Consider the following 18349-nt stretch of genomic DNA (forward strand, 5'->3'; position numbering starts at 1 on the left):
GCCCTGGCCTCTCCACGGACCTTGCGCGCGGGCGGCAGCGCCAGGACGGCCGCCGCGATGGCGTCGGAGTCCTCCAGCGTCACCGAGCCGACGCCCGGCCGGATTCCGGCGGCGGTGACCCAGTGCACGGACTCGGTGGGCACCCCGTAGGCGAAGCGCCGGGGATGCGGGCGGCCCTCGGCGTCCAGCAGTCGGTAGGGCCGCTCGGTCACCGCGAGCCCACCGGTCGTGTAGCGGGTGCCGCACTCACCGGCTATGCGGTACGGGGCGGCCTGCCCGGTGTCGAGCAGGCTGCGCAGGAGCGGGTCCGCGGTACGGGCCAGGTCGGGCTCGGGCAGCCGTGCCTCGATGAGCGCCGTGGCCCGCAGGCTGCCCCCGGGGAACTCCGAGGGCACGACGGTGAACGCCGCCCCGTCCTCGTCCTCCACGGTCTCGACGCGCATCCCGGGCCCGGTCGGCACGACGATGCCGGCCTCGATGAGCGCGATCAGCTCCTCGATGCGGGAGGCGGGCGGGCCGATCGACAGGTACGCGTTGAGCGGTGTGTACCAGCCCTCGAGTTCGTCGCGGTGCGAGTTGCCTTCGAGCCCGCCGTGGTCCACGGCGAGCCTTATCTCGTTCCGGAGGTCCCGCAGCACGTCGAGCGCGGCCTTGAGCGGCCCCGAGACATTGCCGAGGCGGGCGTGGGCCACGTCGGCGCGCAGGTACTCCAGGAGCCAGCTGCGGTAGTCGGCGTGGTCCGCGAAGTCCTGTGCGGCGTACGGCCGTTCCACCTGTTCCCAGGACCACCGGTCGGCAGGGCCGATACCGGCTCCGGACAGGAGCCGCTCCTCCTGAGGGCCGGGCTCGGCGGACAGGTAGCTGTCGGCGAAGGCGGCGCCGTCCTCACCGCGCGCGGTGAGGAGCGCCGCGTAGTAGACGCTCGCCACTTCCTTGGTGATCAGCGGCCACAGGTCGGCACCGAAGTACACCCAGTCGCCGTCGCGGGCCCGCTCGCGCAGCGCGAGCGCCCGCTCGGCGGTCAGCAGCCGCGGGAAGTACCGGCCGTGCGCGCCCTTCTCGTTCTCGCCGCGGGCGTGGTAGGGGATGCCGCGCCGGGAACCGGCGTACAGCAGTGGCTCCTCACCGGACGGCCGGTACACCAGCTGGTCCCCCTCGCGGACGAAGGAGCCGCCGCGGCCGAGCGTGAACAGGGCCGTGTAGTCGAAGAAGTTGAGCCCCATCCCCCGCATCACGACGCGCTGGCCGGGTCGGACGGCGCCGAGGTCGACGTCCGCCGGGTTGGCGGGCGGCAGGTAGGTCAGCGCGTGGCGGGCCGCGAAGCGGGCCAGTTCGGCCTCGGTGCGGGTCGGCAGGGCCGCCACGTGGCCCTGGGCGAGCACCACCGCGTCCAGCCCGGTCAGCCGGGTACCGTCGGCGAGCAGAACCTCCTGCGCGCCTCGGGCGTCCGGCTCACCGTGGAGGGCGACGGCGCGCGAGGCGTGCACCCGGACGGTGACATGGGCAGGTGCGGTGGCGACCAGGCGCCGGAAGACCCATTCCAGGTAGCGGCCGTAGAAGGCCCGGGTCGGATATGTGTCGGGGCCCAGGGCGCGGGCTTCGGACAGGGCGGTGCTGTCCGGTCCGCCGGACAGGATCTCGCTCCCGGACAGCAGGCGCTGGGCCCACTCGTAGAGGCTCGGCCCCTCCTCGATCGGGCCCACCATGGTCACGCTGGCGTCGGTGAAGGCGGTGACCTGGGAGGCGACGGTGTTCATCAGCAGGTGCCGGGACTGCCCGGTACGCCAGACCGCACCGGCGCCGGGCGCCTCGGGGTCGACGACATGGACGGTCAGCCGTTCGCATGACGGTGACTTCCGCTCCTGGGCGCACAGCCGCTCCAGTACGGACACACCGCGGGGCCCGGCCCCGATGATGGAGAGTTCCACATATCTGGTGTTCACGTATCGATCTCCGCGTGACGTGGGACGGATGTACAGATAGGACCGGAACGGCGCGGGCGGATTCACGAGCCCTAGGGGTGTATCCCGTTCCACCCGATGTCGTGGGTGGCCGATGCCTGAACCGCTTTCCCTGCGACGCCACCGGCACCGCCCGTCGCGACGACGGAGCCGCCGGCGACCAGGGCGAATGCAGCAACGAGTGCACTGTGCACCAATCGAACAGATGCCGACCGAACCAACATGAAGTCCCCCCAGGACATAGGTCTGCTCTCCGAGCCGCTCGTCGGCCATGCCATGGCCGACGAGCGAGGAGTGAACGCTGCGTGAATTACCTAAGCGGAATGCCTGGTCCCCTTTGACGGTGACCAGCGACAGAGCAGGAGCGGCGCAGGCGGCGTCCCGAAAGGGTCTCTTTCCAGCCAGACTGCGCAATCGTATGATCTGGAAATAAGCCTGACACCCTTGGAGTGTCGAGGTGGGATCACGGATACTTCGGGTCAGTGCAATGCCATGAAACGGGGGATTCAAATGGGATCAAAGGGCACCACAAGAGGACTGCCGGACGTCGCTTCCGAGGCCGCGGAGCATCTCGCCCGCGCGTCCCGCGACGAGCCCGGCGCCACATTGGCATCCGGCCATGGGAAAACCATGCTGCGTCTGGCCGAGACACTTACCGAACTCTCTCGCGCCCTCACGTCCGAGGCCGCGTCCGGCACCCCGCCGGCATGGCAGCCCTCGCCGCCCGGAGCGCACGCCGACCCCGGGTTCACCTACGTCCACGGACTGCCGGAGATCGGCGCGGCGATCCAGGAGGTCGTGGACGGGGCAAGGAAGGAGATCCTCACGGCCCAGCCGGACGGGCCGCGCCCCAGCGTCGTCCTGGACAAGGCGCTGGACGGGGTACGCAAGCAGATCGACGCGGGGGTGTCCATGCGCACCCTCTACCAGCACAGCACCCGGTTCGACGAGCCGACCAAGGAGTACGTGCGAACGGTCGCCGGATACGGCGGGCAGGTCAGGACGCTCGCGGAGTTCTTCGACCGCCTGATCATCGTCGACCAGCGCATGGCCTTCATACCCGCCAGCGCCGACCGCACCGTGATGGTGATCGCCACGGAGCCCGCCGTCGTGAGATTTCTGACCGACATGTTCGAGCGGGCCTGGGACCGGGCCGAGCCCTACCCGTTCCTCCCCGTCCGAGCTGCCGACGCCGCCACAGAAGTCATTCCTGATATGCGGGAGGCCATATGCAAATTGCTCATCGAAGGACGCTCCGACCGGGAAATCGCCCGCCGCCTGGGGCTCAGCCTGCGGACGCTGCAGTCCCACATAGCGCGGCTCAAGGACTCCTACTCCGCACAGCACAGACTCCAGCTCGGCTACCTGATGGCACGTGCCGAGACAGCCGGAACACCCGCCGGGACCAGTCCTTCTCCCTGACCGGCACCGCCGGGGCCCGCGCCGCCCGCACGGGGACGCGATGCCTTGTCGGGAGAATCTTGCGGGGCGCGGAGTCGCCTCGTATGATTGCGGCAGCGACGCCCCCGAGTTGTCAATTCCTCGGATGCAGGCGCGCATTCCTCATACCCACGCATACGCCGCAGCGCGCGTGACCCGGATTCCGGTTCCGCGCCCTTCGGTGTCGGAAGGTGTCGCGTGCTGCCTTTTTCCCTGTCGGCCAATGAGAATCCCTTTCCGCCCCTCCCCTCGGTCCGGGACCTGATCGAGAAGGAAAGCGGCCGGATAAACCGCTATCCCGACCGCTTCGTCACCGAGCTGGCCGGTGCGCTGTCCGAGCATCTCTCCGTGCCCGCCGCCCACCTGGCCATCGGCGTCGGCTCGGTGGGGGTCACCGCCCACCTCCTGCACTCCGTCCTGGGCGAGGCAGGCGGTGAAGTCGTGTACGCCTGGCCCTCGTTCGAGGCGTACCCGCACCTCACTCAGTTGTACGGCGGCACCTCCGTACAGCTGCCGCTCCGGTCGGGACACCGGCACGACCTGGACGCGATGGCCCGGGCGGTGACCGACCGGACCCGGCTGGTGATCGTCTGCAACCCCAACAACCCCACGGGCACCGTCGTCGCCCGAGCGGAGCTGGAACACTTCCTGGACCAGCTCCCCGGTCATGTGCTCGTCGTCCTGGACGAGGCCTACCAGGAGTTCGTCCGTGACCCACAGGCCGTCCCGGACGGCATCTCACTCTACCGGGACCGCCCCCGGCTGATCGTGCTGCGCACCTTCTCCAAGGCGTACGGCCTGGCCGGCCTGCGGGTCGGTTTCGCGGTCTGCCACGAACCGGTCGCGGCCCGCATACGAAAGTCGTCCGTTCCGTTCGGCGTCAGCGCCCTGGCGCAGAGCGCGGCCGTGGCCTCGCTCGCTGCCGAGGCCGAACTGCTGGAGCGAGTCGATGAGTTGGTCAAGGAGCGCGAGCGCGTGCAGGACGGGCTGCGCGAGGCCGGGCTCCCCGTCCCGCCTTCGCAGGCCAACTTCGTGTGGCTGCCGCTGGGCGCGGACACCGAGGACTTCGCGGAAGCCTGCGCGACGGCGGGGGTGCGGGTGCGGGCCTTCCCCGGAGAGGGGGCCCGGGTCACCATCGGCGAGCCCGAGGCCAACGACATCGTGCTGGACGTCGCCGGCCGCTTCGTCGGTTCAAAGGCCTGACACCGCTCCTGGCGGACACCTCGGACAGCGGCCCCGGCTCCGTCGAGCCGGGGCCGTTCCGTTGCTACGGAGCGGGCTTCACGGCCATCAGGAGGTACTCGTGCGAACGGTTCGACAGCATCGGGTCGTCGCCGCCCACCTTCCGCTCGTAGAGGTGGACACGCTCGTCACCGAGCGTCAGGTGACGGCCCAGCACACGCGAGGCGTCCCAGGCAAGCGGCACGAAGGTGCCCGCCACCCGGCGGTTCTGGACAGCGATCACCGCGTACGCACCCGGCCGCATCACCCCGGCGATGGCGGCGAACGTCTCGTCGAGTGCGCTCAGGTAGTCGTCGTAGTCGCGCAGCGCGTACATCTGGCCCGTCCCCGCGGCCTCGACGTCCAGGTCGGTGCCGAAATAGGGGAGGTCACACAGGACCAGGTCCACCGAACCCTGCTCCAGCGGCGGCTTGCGGGCGTCCCCCCACAGCATCCGCTGCCCGGGGCAGGACTCGACCCGCCGGCGGGCCTCCTCGGCGCGGGACTCGTTGATCTCCAGCCCGACCCCCCGCCGGCCCTCGGCCGCGCACGCCACCAGCGTCGTCCCCCATCCGGCGAACGGGTCGAATACCAGGTCGCCGGGGGCGCTCAGCTCGACGATCAACGGGCGCAACTGGCTGACCAGGCCGCTCTGCCCGGCCGCCTCGGCCAGGGCGTACTCCGGGTCCTCGTCCCCCAGGACCAGCCAACTGGAAACTCCCATCGGGCTCACGCAACCTTTCCGTGAATATCGCCGCCACCGGTTGCCCACCGGGGCGGCCTTTCGAGGTGAACACATCTTTCGGGGCCGCTCGTTCAGGACCGGCCCGTCGGTGAACCCGGCGGTTCAGGACTCCACCGGGAACCGCTCTCCGGTCGGCTCGGCCTTCGGCCGCGGATGCACCGCCGGCTCCGGCAGGTGCCGTTCCAGACGGAGCACACCCAGCGCGGACACGGCCACACCGGCCGCCAGGAGCAGCCACATGCCGATCGCGGACACGGCCATCAGGGCGGTCAGGACCGCCGGGGCGAGGGCGATCGGGACCGCCCAGGAGAGCTGGTAGACCGCCAGATGACGGCCGCGGGTCTCCTCCGGTGCCGTGTGCGCCACCAGGGCCGACGCCGTGGCTCCGTGGAACAGCTCCCCCGCGGTGAAGACCATGGTGGCGGCGAAGACGCCGACGATCACAGCGGTGCCGGCAGGGAAGGCGTCGAGCACCGCGAAGATGCCGAAGGAGACGGCGAAGACCGCCCCGCCCAGCGCCACGGCCCGGGTCCTGCGATACGCGCCCAGTCTCCGGGTGACCGGAATCTGCAGGAGCGCGATACCCACGGTGTTCACCGCGTACAGGACACCCACCAGGGACTTCGACGCGCCCAGTTCCTGGGTGAGGTAGACCGGGAGACTCACCGAAAGCACCATGTACCCGAAGGCGGTGGGCACGTTCAGCAGGGACAGAGCCATGAACGGCCGGTTGCGGGCCACCAGCCGATAGCCGCCCTTGCGGGTGACCCGGGCGCCGGCCGGCGGGGCCGCCCGGTCGGTGGGAATCGTCCGGATGAACGCGGCGGCCACCAGGTAGCCGACGGCCACGGAGAGCACGATCAGGTAGTACGCGGAGTCGCTGCCCAGCGCCAGGGCCGCACCCGCGAGCAGTCCGCCCACGCCCATACCGGCGTTGCGCAGGCTGCGCTGCGCGGCGAGCAGCTTGTCCCGGTCGGTTCCCTGCGCGATCTCGGCCACGAAGGACTGGATGGCCGGCGGGAAGGACATGTCCCCCAGCCCGACCAGCAGAACCGCCGCGAACATGACCGTCCCGTTGTCCACGAACGGGTAGACGCAGAACCCGGCGGCGCGCACCACGTACCCGCCGATGACGACGGTGCGGGCGCCGAACCGGTCGATGAGCATCCCGGCGGCCGGGTTGCTCACCAGGCCGACCACCGCGGCGGAGGTCATGATGGCGCCGATCTGGGTGATCGGCAGCCCGGTGACGTGGTGGAAGTACAGCAGCGACAGTGGGAGGTACATGCCGCTGCCGGTGGCGTCGACCACCATCCCGACCATGTACCTGACGTGGCTCGAAGGCTTCCTCACGGAGCACCCACGATGTCCGTCTGGGCCTGCACGCGGGCGCCGAGTTCACGCAGCCTGCGCTCGCACTCGACCCGGGTGGGCGCCGAGACCACCGCCGCGGTCAGGAAGTCCGCCGACCCCGAGGCGGGAGCGATCACCTGGCCCGGCTCGGCGAAGAGCCAGAAGCCCTCCACCCAGGAGTCCTCGGGCATCGCGGGCAACGAACGCACCAGACCCGGCCGCTTCATCGTGAGCACCTGGCCGGACATGCAGCGCGGCCGGGGCAGCGGCCCGTCGCCCGCGCCGTCCTCGTACCCGGGAAGCGGCAGGCCCGCTTCCGCTCGGGTCACGTACTCGGCGAGGTGGATGCCGAACAGCGTCAGGAACACCTCCCGGATCTTCGCGCCGCCGGACCGGCAGGCGATCTCGCACAGGACGAGCCGCCCGTCCGGGGTGTGGAAGACCTCCGCGTGGAACGCGTGATCGCGCAGCCGGGAGTCCTGCGGCTTCAGCGCCGCCAGGACCTGGTCGGCCAGGTCCAGCAGCCGGGGGGTGAGCGGGTCGTCGGTATCGAGCGTCACGTCGACGCGCGGTCCGGGATCGGCCGCGAACGAGGACAGATCGTACTGGTACTGGGAAGGCCAGGCCGCCGCGACCCGGCCGCCGGTCACCAGCCCGTCGATGTGGCACATCCGGCCCGGGACGAACGCCTCCAGCAGCACGTCGTCGCGCGGCGGCCCCGAGAACTCCTCCCGGACGCAGTCCGCCAGTTCGTCCTCGTCCCCGAGGATGCGCAGTCCTACGGAGTTGAACCCGGCCCGCTCCTTGAACACCAGTGGGAATCCGTGCCGGCCGGCGAAGTCATGGACCTCCCCGGCAGTGGACGCCACGATGTGCGGGGCGACCTCCAGGCCGGCCCGCAGCGCGCGCTCCTTCATCAGAGCCTTGTCCCGGAACGGTCGGACGTCCGCGGTCCAGGCCCCGTCCAGGCCGAGGCGTTCGCGGAGTTCGGCGGCGCGGACCACATCCGCCTCGTGCAGGGCGACGACGTGGGTGGTGCCGAACTTCTCGGCCAGTGCCAGCGCCCGGGTCATGACGGCCGCGTCGTCGAAGTCGTCGAATATCTCCAGGTGGGTGTAGCCGAGGTCGTCTTCCGGCACGTCCTCGCCGGACAGCTCGATCTTGTCGCGGGCCGCCAGGACGACCACGTCGCCGGTGTGGCCGGCCAGCCAGTCCCGGTAGGGGAACGGCCCGAACGGGTTGCGGTGCAGGATGAGGACGCTCATGCCGACTCCACCGTCCGCTCCGTCACCTGCGCCACCCCGGCCAGGCCCGCCCGGCCGTCATCGCCCAGCACCCGCACCCTGATCGTGTCGGAGATGACCTCCGCCCCCCGCCGGACGGCCGCCGCCGTGTCGGGGCCCGCCACCGCCACCAGGCCGAGCCGGTCCCAGTTGTCCCGGACGGGACGGACCGTGTCACCGGGCTCGGCGCTGATCCGTACGTCGATCACACCCTCCTGGCGCAGCGCCTCCGCCACGCCGTCGACCGACTCCACGCGCCCGGGCTCCCCCACCAGAACCCGCACACTGGCCCCGGCCCGTGCCACCGGCCGGTCGGGCAGTTCGTCGGCCAGCCCGAACGGCCACCCGAGGGCGAGGGTCATCAGGTCGATGCCGTACGCGCTCCTGACGAGGTCCGGAATGGCGTCACCCGCGACCCGGTTGTGGCTCTCGATCACCCTCGGGCCCTTCTCGCCGATCCGTATCTCGGTGTGGGAGACGCCGTCCCGGTAGCCGATCCGGTCGAGGAAGCGGCTCACGCTCTCCCGTACCGTCTCCTCCGTACCGGACGGCAGCCGGGCGGGCATCGCGTGGCCCAGTTCGGCGCAGTGGGCCGGGTCGGTGAACTTCTCGGTGACCGCCACGACGACATGGCGGCCCCCGAAGCTGAAGGACTCCACGCTGTACTCGGGGCCGTCCAGGTACTCCTCCATGATGAAGTCCTTCAGGACGAAGAGCGTCGTGACCCGGTCGGTCCGCGTGCCGGAGAGCCTGCGCACCTCGTCCCACACCCGGTCGATGTCCGCGGGACCGTCGACCCGGCGCACCCCGATGCTCGCGGTGGCGTCGGTCGGCTTGACGATGAACGGGTAGCCGTGGCGGCCGCCGAACAGGGAGAGGTCCTCGCGGTCGCGCAGCGGCGCCGAGCGGACCGCATCGGGTTCCAGGGCAGCGAAATGGCGGCGCATCACTCCCTTGTCGCGGAACCTCAGTGCGACTTCGTGGCCGGTGCCGCCGAGACCGAACAGGTCGTTGACCGACGCGGCTCCCTCCAGGCCCGGCTCGGTCAGGGAGAGCGCGGCGGCGAAGCCGGGCGCCTCGTGCAGTTCGCGGGCGATGGGTTCCACCAGGTCCCAGCGCGTGTAGTCCACGACCCGCACGAGATCGGCCAGGCGCTCCTGCTCCGGGGTGATCTTGGTGGGGTGCTGGAGCAGCAGGACGTGCAGGCCGAGCGCCTTGGCCTTGGTGACGGTCTCGTCGGTGGCGCCGACGAGCAACAGGGTCCGTTCGGGGTTCATCGGTCCGTTCCATTCTCGGGAAGGAGTGTCGGTGGGGGTGTGGCGGTGGAGGTCCGGGCTCCCGAAACCCGTACGCGTGCGCCTTTGGGTACGTCGTCCAGGACGAGCGACAGCGCGCCGATCAGGGCGTCGTCGCCGATGGTGATCGGCCCCAGCAGCGTGGCCCCGGCGCCCACCGTCACGCCGTTGCCGAGCCGCGGATGACGCCTGCCGGTGCCCGCCGGGTCCCGCTCGCGGTCCTGCCACCAGCCGGTGGAGCCGAGCGTGACCTGGTGGAACAGCGATACGTCGTCACCGATGACGGCCGTCTCCCCGATCACCACGCCACAGCCGTGATCGATGAAGAAGCGGCGCCCGATCTGCGCGCCCGGGTGGATCTCGATACCGCCGGTGAGCACCCTGGTCACCAGGCAGATCAGCCGCGCGGAACGGTAACAACGGTTCCGGTAGAGGTAGTTGCCCGTGCGGTGTCCGACGAGCGCCATCGGGGTGGGATGCAGCAGCGCCTCGCTCCGGGAGCGGATCGAGGGATCACGGGCGACGACGACGTCCAGTGTCTCCCGCACCCGGCGGCGCAGTCCTCTCGCGCCTCTCATCCGGCCGGCTCGGCCTCGGCCGGCCACCAGCTGAGGTACCGCTCCCCGGTGTCGGGGAAGACCGTCACGACGGTGGCACCCGACAGGTCGTGGCGACGGGCCAGTTCGACGCAGCCGTACGCCGCGGCGCCCGAGGAGACGCCGACGAGGAGACCGCTGGTGGCGGCGATGGCCCGGGTGGTGGCCGCGGCGTCCTTGTCGGAGACCATGATGACCTCGTCGATGAGGCTGGTGTCGGTGACCGGGCTGATGAAGCCGCCGTTGAGGCCGGGTATGCGGTGGGGGCCCGGCGGGCCTCCCGACAGCAGCGCCGAACCCTCCGGCTCGACGGCGACGACCTTGAGGTCCGGATTGCGCTCGCGCAGGAAGCGGGCGATGCCGGTGAGGGTGCCGCCGGTGCCCACGGTGCACACCAGGTGGTCGATACGGCCTCCGGTGTCCCGCCAGATCTCGGGTCCGGTGGACTCGTAGTGGGCCCGCACGTTGTCGGGGTTCTCGTGTTGTCGCGCGTACCAGGACCCCGGTGTCCCCGCGTGCAGCTGCGCCGCGCGCTCCACACAGCCGGCGAAGCCCAGGGTGTGGTCGGTGAACTCGACCTCGGCCCCCAGCATCCGCAGGGTCAGGACGCGTTCTCGGGAGGCGTTGTCGGGCAGCACGATCCGGCACGGGTAACCGCGTGCGGCGGCCAGCGAGGCCAGCGCGATCCCCGTGTTGCCCGACGTCGACTCGATGACGGTCGCGCCGGGCCGCAACGCACCGGATTCCTCGGCGGCCCGCATCATGAACAGCGCGACCCGGTCCTTGATGCTGGAGAGCGGGTTGGCCGCCTCCAGCTTCGCCAGTGTGTCGGTGTCGGCGGGCAGCCCGTCGAGGCGCAGCTTCAGGAGCGGGGTGTCACCGATGAGGTCCTCGGACGACTGGGCGACGCCGACGGTCGATGAGTTCACCACGTTTTCCTCCGAAATCAGTTCTGCGCGACATGAATCAGCAGGCTGTCACGCACATGCAACAGGGCCTTCTCGCGCTCTTCCGGCGAGGAGGCGTTGATCAGGACATGGCCCATCCGCTGGGACGAGGAGGTCAGGGGCAGCACGGTGTCGCCGACTCCCTTGCGCAGCCGGACCCGTACGACGTCCGGGTGTTCGAGCGCCTCCGGTACCCCGGTGATCTCCGTGATCGTGCCGGGCGCGGCCGTCGGGAAGACCGTGGCGGACCAGGACACCGGGCGGCTGTTCACCACACCCTCCAGGGTCAGCCCCAGGGAGATCCGGAGTACGGCTTCGTACAGGTCGAAGCCGTACGCCAGACCGATCGCGTCCGGCAGGTAGTCGCCGGGCGTGCGCACCGCGATCTCGATCAGCACCGGGCCGCGCGTGCCCACCTTGAACTCCAGGTGGACCAGGCCCGTCCGCATCCCGATCGCGTCGAGCACGGATCTGGTGAGGGAGGTGACCCGGTCCGCGAGCGCCGGCTCGAAGACATGGCCGACGCGGTGGCACAGTTCCACGAAGTACGGCGGAGCGGTGGTCTCCTTCGCGGTGACGTTCTCGAACAGCACCTCGCCGTCCCGGACCAGCGCCTCCCAGCTGTACTCCGGTCCCCCGACGGCCTCTTCGACGAGCACCGCACCCTCGCCGGAGCGGCGCGCGATGACGTCCTCGGCCGCCGCCTCGGTACGGACCAGCTCGACGCCCTCGCTTCCGACGAGCGTCAACGGCTTCACTACCACGGGCAGCCGCTCCAGCATCCACGCGCGGGCCCGGTCGACGGAGGAGACCTGAAGATACTCCGGCTGCGGCACTCCGTACGCGCCGAACGTCGCCCGCTGCAATGCCTTGTTGCGGGAGATCACCGCCGCGTGGAGGGAGGGGCCGCGCAGGTCCAGGCGGTCCTGGGCGAGCGCCGCCGAGATCACATGGGGCTCGGCGAAGGCCACCAGACCGTCCGGCCGCCGCTCGGCGACGGCCTCGGACACTCCCCTGGCCCAGGATTCGTCCTGGCCGCCCTCGACGCGGTGGAAACGCTCGGCGAGATCGACCGGCCGGTTCTCCCAGGCTGCGGCCGACTCCACGGCGCGCACCCGCAGTCCGAGCCGAGCCGCCGCGTCGAGGTAGGGGCGGCCCATCGTGCCGATGCCGACGAGCAGCAGATCCCTGGGGTCGTTCATGAGGCGAGTCCTTCTTCCACCGGGGGAGTGACCCGCAGCCTGCGGGTCACGGGAGTGACCAGAACGGCGGCCAGGCCGAACACGACCGCGAGGCCCAGCCAGCCCGCCGGGCCCGCCGCGATCACCACGGAGGTGACGAGAGCGGGGCCGACGATGCGCTGGCCGGTGCCGCCCAGGCTGAAGACCGAGAGATAGACGCCCTTACGGTCCTCGGGGGCGTAGGCGTAGGAGAGTTCCCAGCCGCCCGTGGCCTGCCACATCTCTCCGAACGTCAGCAGCAGGCAGGCCACGACCAGGACCCCGGCCGCCGCCCACGCGGAGGCGGGCCCCGCGGCGGCCGCGAGCGCGACGCAGCACAGGACCATCGCGAGGCCGCCCAGACGCAGCGCGCGGGCCGCGCCGCCCACGGTCTCGGCCGCCCGCGCGATGGGGACCTGGAGCGCGATCGACATCAGGGTGTTGATCAGGATCAGGGCGGGCAGCAGTCCCGCCGGCATCGACGTCGAGCCGATGGCCCAGAGCGGGATGCCCACCGCCAGGATCGTCACATGCAGGTTGAGCACGCCGTTCAGCCCGGCCAGCAGCAGATACCGCCAGTCCCGGAAGTCCTTGAGCGCGGCCAGCGGACCGACCTTGCGCTGGACCGCGTCGGCACCGCCGACGCGCAGCCGGGTGAGCATCAGCGCCGAGACGACGAAGACGGCGGCCGTGGTGAGGACGATGCTCCGGTAGGCCCAGATGCTGTCGGCCGCCAGCAGCGGCGCCGCGAGCAGCGCACCCACGGAGAAGCCGACGTTGCGCACCGTACGGATGATCGCCATGGTGCGCGTGCGGTCGGTACCGGCCACCGTCGCGGAGGCCACGGCCTGCGTCATCGGCTGGGTCGCGGCCTCCGCCGCGGCCAGGCAGGACGAGACGATCGTGAAGCCGACCGGACCGTGCACCAGGCACAGCGCGGCGAATCCGCCGGCCCGCCAGAGCTGGAGCACGATCAAGGTGCGCCGGGCGCCGAACCGGTCGGCCACCGAACCGATCGGCACCGTCGTCAGGAAGCCGACGAAGCCGGCGATGGCCAGTCCGGTGCCCACCTCGACGGGCGTCAGGCCCACCGAGCGGACGAAGAACACCGCGGAGGCGGCAAGGAAGAGGCCGCTCCCGACCGCGTTGATCATGGAGATGACGGTGAAGGAACGACCCTCCGGAGTCGCGGGCACGTAGTCCCGCCAGGACACCCGCATCACAGGGACTCCCCCGTCCCCGGTTCCGTCGTCACGGCGATCAGCGCGGCGGCCCGCTCCGCGCTCCGCCCGGCCGCCGCGCCGTCCGCACCGGTGGCGATGACGAACCCGGCCCGCTCCCAGGAGCTGACGGTGGGCAGGACAGTCTCACCGCGGGCGACCGCGAGATGGACGGCGTGCACACCGTCGGCGGCTCGGGCCTCCGCCTCGCCGGTGATCTCCCGGACCTGTCCCGGGGCCGTGGTGAGGAACCGTACGGCCGCGCCCTGCCGTGCGGGCATCGCCTCCACCCGGCCCCTGCCCTCCAGGACGTACAGCAGGCCGTCCAGGATGTCGGTGCCGTAGGCGAGGTCGATCAGCACGGTGATGCCGCCGCCCGGAAGCCGGCCGGCGCACTCGACCAGATGCGGTCGGCCGTCCTGCAGTATCCATTCGGAGTGCAGCACCCCGGAGCGGAAATCCACGGCTTCGACCAGGGCGACGAGCGCCCCGCGCAGAGCGTCCGCGGTCTCCTCGGGCAGGTCGGCGGGCACGGTGTGGCCCGTCTCGACGGGGTAGCGGGAGTCCTGGACGTTCTTGGCGGTGATGTTGGTGAAGCCGACGACGCCCTCGTGCACCACGGCCTCGACGCTCACCTCCGGTCCGGACAGCAGCTGCTCCACCAGAAAGCGGTCGGTGCCCTGATCCTTGGGGGCGCGCAGTGTCGGCTCGTCGGCAGTGACGCTGTGCACCCACGCCGCGTTCACGTCGTCGTCCGGGCCGAGCAGCTGAACGCCCAGACTGGCCTGCCGGTTGGCCGGCTTCAGCACGCACCGCCCGCCCTGGGCGACCCGGAACGCGGCGACGTCCGCGGCGTGCTCGGCGACCTGCCAGGCGGGCTGGGCGATCGAGGTGCCGGTCAGGGCCGCGCGGAGCAGTCCCTTGTCACGCAGGACCCCGGCGGCCTTGGGGCCGGCTCCGGGCAACCCCCATGCCTCGGCCAGCGCGGCGGCGGCCACCACCGCGTACTCGACGACGGGGACGACCACCTTCACCTGCGGCGGCCGGGGGACGTGGGCCACGACCCGGTCGGGGCGCGACTCGTCCTGGCTGGGCGCGGCCAGCAGCGCGCCGACGCAGGCATGCCGGTCGGCGAGGTCCGCGAGGTCCCGGGTCGCGATGACCGCCGGCTCCTCCAGCACGAGCACCGAGTCCGCGGGCAGCCGCCCGTCGAGCTTGGCGAGCATCACCGGGCTGTAGCCGACCAGGACATGGGTGACGGTGTCCGGCACCGAGGGGGTGGTCTCGATGGTCAGCGCCCCGCGTACCCGCTCCTCCAGCGCGTCGAGCTCCTCGACGCTCGGCGCGTCGATGAAGAAGGAGACCGCCCGGTCCTCGGAGCTGCGCAGCGGGCCGAGCCGGGTGCCACGGCCCTTGTGGACGAACACGGCGCGCAGCGCGGGCGGGTCGTCGTGCGCGCCCGGTTCTATGCGCGGCCACAGTCCGCCGTCGCCGACCCAGGCGGGCTCGATGGCGAAGCCGTCCACCACGACGTCCTTGAGGACTCCGGGGACGTGCTCCGGATACACCTGGCGGGCCACCCGGCGCGGGGCCGGATAGGCGGCGGGCTCGCCCAGGGCCGTCTTGAGGATCTCGGGTTCGAGCGGGGCACCGGTGACCAGTTCGTACAGGACGCACAGGCCGTCCCCCGGCGTACGGGCGGCGACCTCCATGAGGTGGGCGCGCCCGGAGGAGTCGATGCGCCACTCGGAGTGCGCGATACCGTCCCGGAACTCCAGGAGTCCCAGCGCCCGCGCGTTCGCGTCCAGGAGGACCTCGTCGGCGTCCGGACGGTCGCTGGGCACGGTGTGGGCGAGCTCGACGAAGGTGTCCGCGCGGGAGTCCGTGGTGTCCTTGCGGGTGGCGGAGGCGAAGACGATGGAGCCGTTCTGGACCAGACTCTCCACCGAATACTCCTGGCCGACGATCTTCTCCTCTATCAGCACGGTCTCGTACGGCGGGTAGGCGACGAGCGCGGACCGCAGCTCGTCGGGGCCGCCGACGGTCACCACGCCCGAGCTGGAGTGGCGGCCGGCGGGCTTGACGACTGCCGGGTACGGCACGGCCTGCGCGTCGACACCGTCGCGGTCCCCGCCCGCGACAACCAGCCAGGGAGGGCTGAACTCGGGCAGGTACCAGCGCTGGAGGTACTTGCTCCGGCAGGCACGGGTGGCTCGCAGCCCCGGGCCTGGCAGGCCGAGCGCGTCGGCCAGCAGTCCGGTCGGCTCGACCTGGGTCTCGCCCACCGCGTAGGCCCCGACGATGTTGTACGCATCACGCCAGTGACGGCCCGCCGATACGGCACCGGGCAGGTAGGAGTTCTCCCGGGCGACATCGCCGTCGACGAAGGCGATCTCATCGATGGCGAAGGCGGGATGGGCCGGGTCCTGCATCGCCGGACGGGCCTCCTCGCGCCAGGCGGACGGTGTGATCAGAAGGATCTTCAGGCCCCGGCGCGACAGCTCCGACAAGTACTGGGGGGCGCGGCACACCACGAGGAACGAGCCGGTGAGCAAGAAGGCGTCCGGTCGTTCCGGGGAGGAGGCCGCCACCGCGGCTGGAGGCGTTGTGTTCATGTCGTCCTTGGTTCCCTCGTCGGTTCGCTGATCCGGCCGTCCAGCCGTACGGTGAAGCTTGGTGGCCACGTTCCGACCGCGCAAGCAGTCGAAAAGCGGCCACCAAATCGCGGAAACTCAGCCGAAATTGAGCTTCCCTGTCCGGGTTCTCTTCAACTCGAAGAAGTCCGGATAGTTCGCGAGGGCGCGCGCACCATCGAAGAGGCGCGCGCCCTCCTCACCTCGGGGAATCGAGTTGAGCACGGGCCCGAAGAAGGCCACCCCGTCGAGGTGGATCGTTGGCGTGCCCACGTCCCCACCGACCGGGTCCATGCCCTCGTGGTGACTGCGGCGCAACTGCTCGTCGTGCTTCTCCGAGTCGGCCGCGTCCAGCAGTTCGGCCGGCAGGCCCACTTCGTCGAGCGCCTCGGCGGCGACGGCCCGGTAGTCCTTGTTCCCCCCGTTGTGAATCCTGGTTCCGAGCGCGGTGTAGAGACTGCCCAGAATCTCCTCGCCGTGCCGCTCCGCGGCTGCGGTGCAGATGCGGTTCAGCGCGAGCGAGTTGTCCACCAGCGTGCGGTACCAATCCGGCAGCTCACGGTTCTCGTTGAGCACGTACAGGCTCATCAGCCGGAAGCGCAGCTCCAGTTCACGGTGGCGCTGCACCTCCAGGATCCACCGCGAGGTGATCCAGGCGAACGGGCAGGCCGGGTCGAAGTAGAAGTCGACCCGTGCGGGACCTGTGGTGCCGGTACTCATGCGCCGGCCTCCGCCGTGGCCGCCAGGTACGCACGGTCGGCCTGCTGGACGTAGGAGGTGAGGTCCGCGTACTTCTCTCGCAGTTCGCGCTTGAGGACCTTGCCGGTGACGCCGACCGGGAAATCCGCCTCCGTACGGGCGATCTCCAGGACCGCGAGCTTCGGGTGACCGGCCGCCTCCAGCGCCTCGTTGGCCCGCAGCAGCAGCTTCGCCGGCTCGCCGGAGCCCTGTGCGGCGGTGACCACGGCGACCGGCAGGACCCTCTCGCCGCGGCGACCGGCGATCACGGCGACGTCGCCGACCTCGGGCACCTCGTTGAGGATGACCTCCTCCATGAACACCGTGTAGCCGGTGCCCGCTTCGGTCACGATGGCGTCCGCGGCCCGGTCGACCAGGTAGTGGTCGCCCTCGGAGTCCCGGTAGGCCATGTCGCCCGGCAGCCAGTAGCCGGCCAGCTTGTAGCGGTAGGTGGTGTTGGAGTCCGCCCAGTACCCGGGGGTGATGGCCGGGCCCTTGGCGGCGAGGAAACCGACCTCGTTGTCGTCGGCGGGACTGCCGTCCTCGCGCAGGATGGCGACCTCGGCCACGCCGACCGGCTTGCCCGCGCAGCGGTCGTTGCGCTCGGTCTCCAGCGTGCGGACCTTGAGCAGCACGCCCCAGCCCAGCTCGGTGGTGCCCAGCCGGTCGAAGAACGCGGAGGGCTTCAACTCCGGGCTGCGCAGGGCGAGGACCTTGGTGATGTGCGACTGGTGGACGGCGTCACCGATGGACGTCCATACCTGAACCGAGTCGAGCGAGCCGACGGGCAGGTCAAGGTTGGCGAGTTCGGCGTAGCCGTGCGCGAAGGACATGACCGCTGTCGGCTGGAACTTCTGGACGGCGGCGGACAGCGCGGGGCCGCTGCTGTCGCTCAGGGCGACGATCGGGGTGCCGCCGAGAACGGCGTACACGGTGTACGCGACGCAGCCCAGGTGGGACTGGGGCAGGGCGGTCATCATCAGGGCGCCGGGCTGCTCCGTGTGGTCCACCAGGCGGAACTTCGGTCCGGCCACGATCGACTTATGGGTGTGCAGCGTCGGCTTCGGGCGTCCGGTGGTACCGGAGGAGTGCAGGATGACGACCGGGTCCTCGTCGTGGTGGTTCCAGTACGAGGGCTCCTCCAGCGTGGCGGCGGGCGGAGCGGGCAACTCCTCCAGCGACTGCACCCAGCGCAGGCCCAGTTCACCGGTGTCGCCCAGGATGTCCAGCCGTGCCCGGTCGGCGTAGAGGCCGACCGGGGTGGTCTGCTCGATCAGGGACGTGGCGATCGTCTGCGGGGCATTGGAGTTGATCAGCACCGCCACGGCGCCGATCTGGGCGAGCGCGTGGAAGTGCAGGGAGTAGGCGATCGAGTCCTCGAACCAGACCGCCACCCGGTCGCGGGTCTGCACTCCCTGCGCCAGGTACCAGGCCGACCACGCCTGGGCGAGGGCGTCGAACTCCAGCAGGCTGAAGTCCTGGCGCAGCTCACCGGTGGCGGTCGCGATGGGGCGGGAGGAGTGGATGAACCGCTCGTCGGGCCGCGGGTTGGCGGCTGTCGCGGAGCGCAGCAGGTTGCCGCCGCCCACGGTGGCATCGGCGGCGAGATCCGCCCGCTGCTGCGGGTTCAGGACGCTGGGGGCAAAACTGGTCACGTGTACACCTTCCAAAGCACGCATGAGTGATGAAGCCGGGGC

At 71.0% G+C, this 18349-nt stretch carries 13 protein-coding genes and 1 pseudogene; 2 read left to right on the forward strand and 12 right to left on the reverse strand.

Going from position 1 to position 18349, the window contains the following annotated elements:
• Positions 1 to 2: 2 nt before the first annotated feature.
• Positions 3 to 1943: pseudogene (locus ACIQPT_RS08235) on the reverse strand (FAD/NAD(P)-binding protein); the annotation flags it as partial.
• A gap of 648 nt (positions 1944 to 2591) precedes the next feature.
• Between ACIQPT_RS08235 and ACIQPT_RS08240 the strand changes: the two are divergent.
• Both ACIQPT_RS08240 and ACIQPT_RS08245 read left to right on the forward strand, forming a co-directional pair.
• Positions 2592 to 3383 carry a LuxR family transcriptional regulator gene (locus ACIQPT_RS08240; RefSeq protein ID WP_401153822.1) on the forward strand — a complete coding sequence of 264 codons (792 nt, stop codon included), beginning with the start codon at positions 2592 to 2594 and terminating at the stop codon, positions 3381 to 3383.
• Positions 3384 to 3470: 87 nt separating this feature from the next.
• Entirely contained in the window at positions 3471 to 4604 is a 1134-nt protein-coding gene (locus ACIQPT_RS08245) for a histidinol-phosphate transaminase (RefSeq protein WP_401153825.1), read from the forward strand.
• Positions 4605 to 4668: 64 nt separating this feature from the next.
• Here ACIQPT_RS08245 and ACIQPT_RS08250 read toward each other — a convergent pair whose 3' ends face one another.
• The 11 genes from ACIQPT_RS08250 to ACIQPT_RS08300 form a co-directional block, all read right to left on the reverse strand.
• Complete coding sequence (locus ACIQPT_RS08250) at positions 4669 to 5346, reverse strand: TRM11 family SAM-dependent methyltransferase (RefSeq protein ID WP_401153827.1); 678 nt, start codon at positions 5344 to 5346, stop codon at positions 4669 to 4671.
• Positions 5347 to 5469: 123 nt separating this feature from the next.
• Complete coding sequence (locus ACIQPT_RS08255; RefSeq protein WP_401153829.1) at positions 5470 to 6720, reverse strand: MFS transporter; 1251 nt, start codon at positions 6718 to 6720, stop codon at positions 5470 to 5472.
• Positions 6717 to 7985 (reverse strand): acetyl-CoA carboxylase biotin carboxylase subunit family protein, encoded by a 1269-nt coding sequence (locus ACIQPT_RS08260; RefSeq protein ID WP_401153830.1) that lies wholly within the window; start codon positions 7983 to 7985, stop codon positions 6717 to 6719. The genes ACIQPT_RS08255 and ACIQPT_RS08260 overlap by 4 nt, the downstream gene beginning before the upstream one ends.
• A complete protein-coding gene (locus ACIQPT_RS08265) occupies positions 7982 to 9280 on the reverse strand; it encodes an ATP-grasp domain-containing protein (protein ID WP_401153833.1) in 1299 nt (432 codons plus the stop codon). The genes ACIQPT_RS08260 and ACIQPT_RS08265 overlap by 4 nt, the downstream gene beginning before the upstream one ends.
• Positions 9277 to 9846: a serine O-acetyltransferase EpsC gene (gene epsC, locus ACIQPT_RS08270; RefSeq protein WP_401153836.1), complete on the reverse strand. Its 570-nt coding sequence runs from the start codon at positions 9844 to 9846 to the stop codon at positions 9277 to 9279. Before epsC ends, ACIQPT_RS08265 begins: the two co-directional genes overlap by 4 nt.
• 26 nt (positions 9847 to 9872) lie before the next feature.
• Positions 9873 to 10826, reverse strand: a complete 954-nt coding sequence (locus tag ACIQPT_RS08275) for a PLP-dependent cysteine synthase family protein (protein ID WP_401153838.1) — start codon at positions 10824 to 10826, stop codon at positions 9873 to 9875.
• 14 nt (positions 10827 to 10840) lie between these two features.
• Positions 10841 to 12043 carry an ATP-grasp domain-containing protein gene (locus tag ACIQPT_RS08280; protein WP_401153840.1) on the reverse strand — a complete coding sequence of 401 codons (1203 nt, stop codon included), beginning with the start codon at positions 12041 to 12043 and terminating at the stop codon, positions 10841 to 10843.
• Complete coding sequence (locus tag ACIQPT_RS08285) at positions 12040 to 13281, reverse strand: MFS transporter (protein ID WP_401153842.1); 1242 nt, start codon at positions 13279 to 13281, stop codon at positions 12040 to 12042. The genes ACIQPT_RS08280 and ACIQPT_RS08285 overlap by 4 nt, the downstream gene beginning before the upstream one ends.
• Complete coding sequence (locus ACIQPT_RS08290) at positions 13281 to 15896, reverse strand: ATP-grasp domain-containing protein (protein ID WP_401153845.1); 2616 nt, start codon at positions 15894 to 15896, stop codon at positions 13281 to 13283. Before ACIQPT_RS08290 ends, ACIQPT_RS08285 begins: the two co-directional genes overlap by 1 nt.
• A gap of 117 nt (positions 15897 to 16013) precedes the next feature.
• A complete protein-coding gene (locus tag ACIQPT_RS08295) occupies positions 16014 to 16634 on the reverse strand; it encodes a DsbA family protein (RefSeq protein WP_401153847.1) in 621 nt (206 codons plus the stop codon).
• Entirely contained in the window at positions 16631 to 18307 is a 1677-nt protein-coding gene (locus ACIQPT_RS08300; protein ID WP_401153849.1) for an AMP-binding protein, read from the reverse strand. Before ACIQPT_RS08300 ends, ACIQPT_RS08295 begins: the two co-directional genes overlap by 4 nt.
• Positions 18308 to 18349 lie beyond the last annotated feature (42 nt).

It is taken from the genome of Streptomyces sp. NPDC091289 (assembly GCF_044757365.1).
GTDB lineage: Bacteria > Actinomycetota > Actinomycetes > Streptomycetales > Streptomycetaceae > Streptomyces.

Excerpts from the sequence above, each read along its gene's own strand:
- ACIQPT_RS08240 (WP_401153822.1), top strand. The coding sequence starts at position 2,592 with ATGCTGCGTCTGGCCGAGACACTTACCGAACTCTCTCGCGCCCTCACG.
- ACIQPT_RS08250 (WP_401153827.1), bottom strand. The coding sequence starts at position 5,346 with ATGGGAGTTTCCAGTTGGCTGGTCCTGGGGGACGAGGACCCGGAGTAC.
- ACIQPT_RS08260 (WP_401153830.1), bottom strand. The coding sequence starts at position 7,985 with ATGAGCGTCCTCATCCTGCACCGCAACCCGTTCGGGCCGTTCCCCTAC.
- ACIQPT_RS08265 (WP_401153833.1), bottom strand. The coding sequence starts at position 9,280 with ATGAACCCCGAACGGACCCTGTTGCTCGTCGGCGCCACCGACGAGACC.
- ACIQPT_RS08280 (WP_401153840.1), bottom strand. The coding sequence starts at position 12,043 with ATGAACGACCCCAGGGATCTGCTGCTCGTCGGCATCGGCACGATGGGC.
- ACIQPT_RS08285 (WP_401153842.1), bottom strand. The coding sequence starts at position 13,281 with ATGCGGGTGTCCTGGCGGGACTACGTGCCCGCGACTCCGGAGGGTCGT.
- ACIQPT_RS08290 (WP_401153845.1), bottom strand. The coding sequence starts at position 15,896 with ATGAACACAACGCCTCCAGCCGCGGTGGCGGCCTCCTCCCCGGAACGA.
- ACIQPT_RS08295 (WP_401153847.1), bottom strand. The coding sequence starts at position 16,634 with ATGAGTACCGGCACCACAGGTCCCGCACGGGTCGACTTCTACTTCGAC.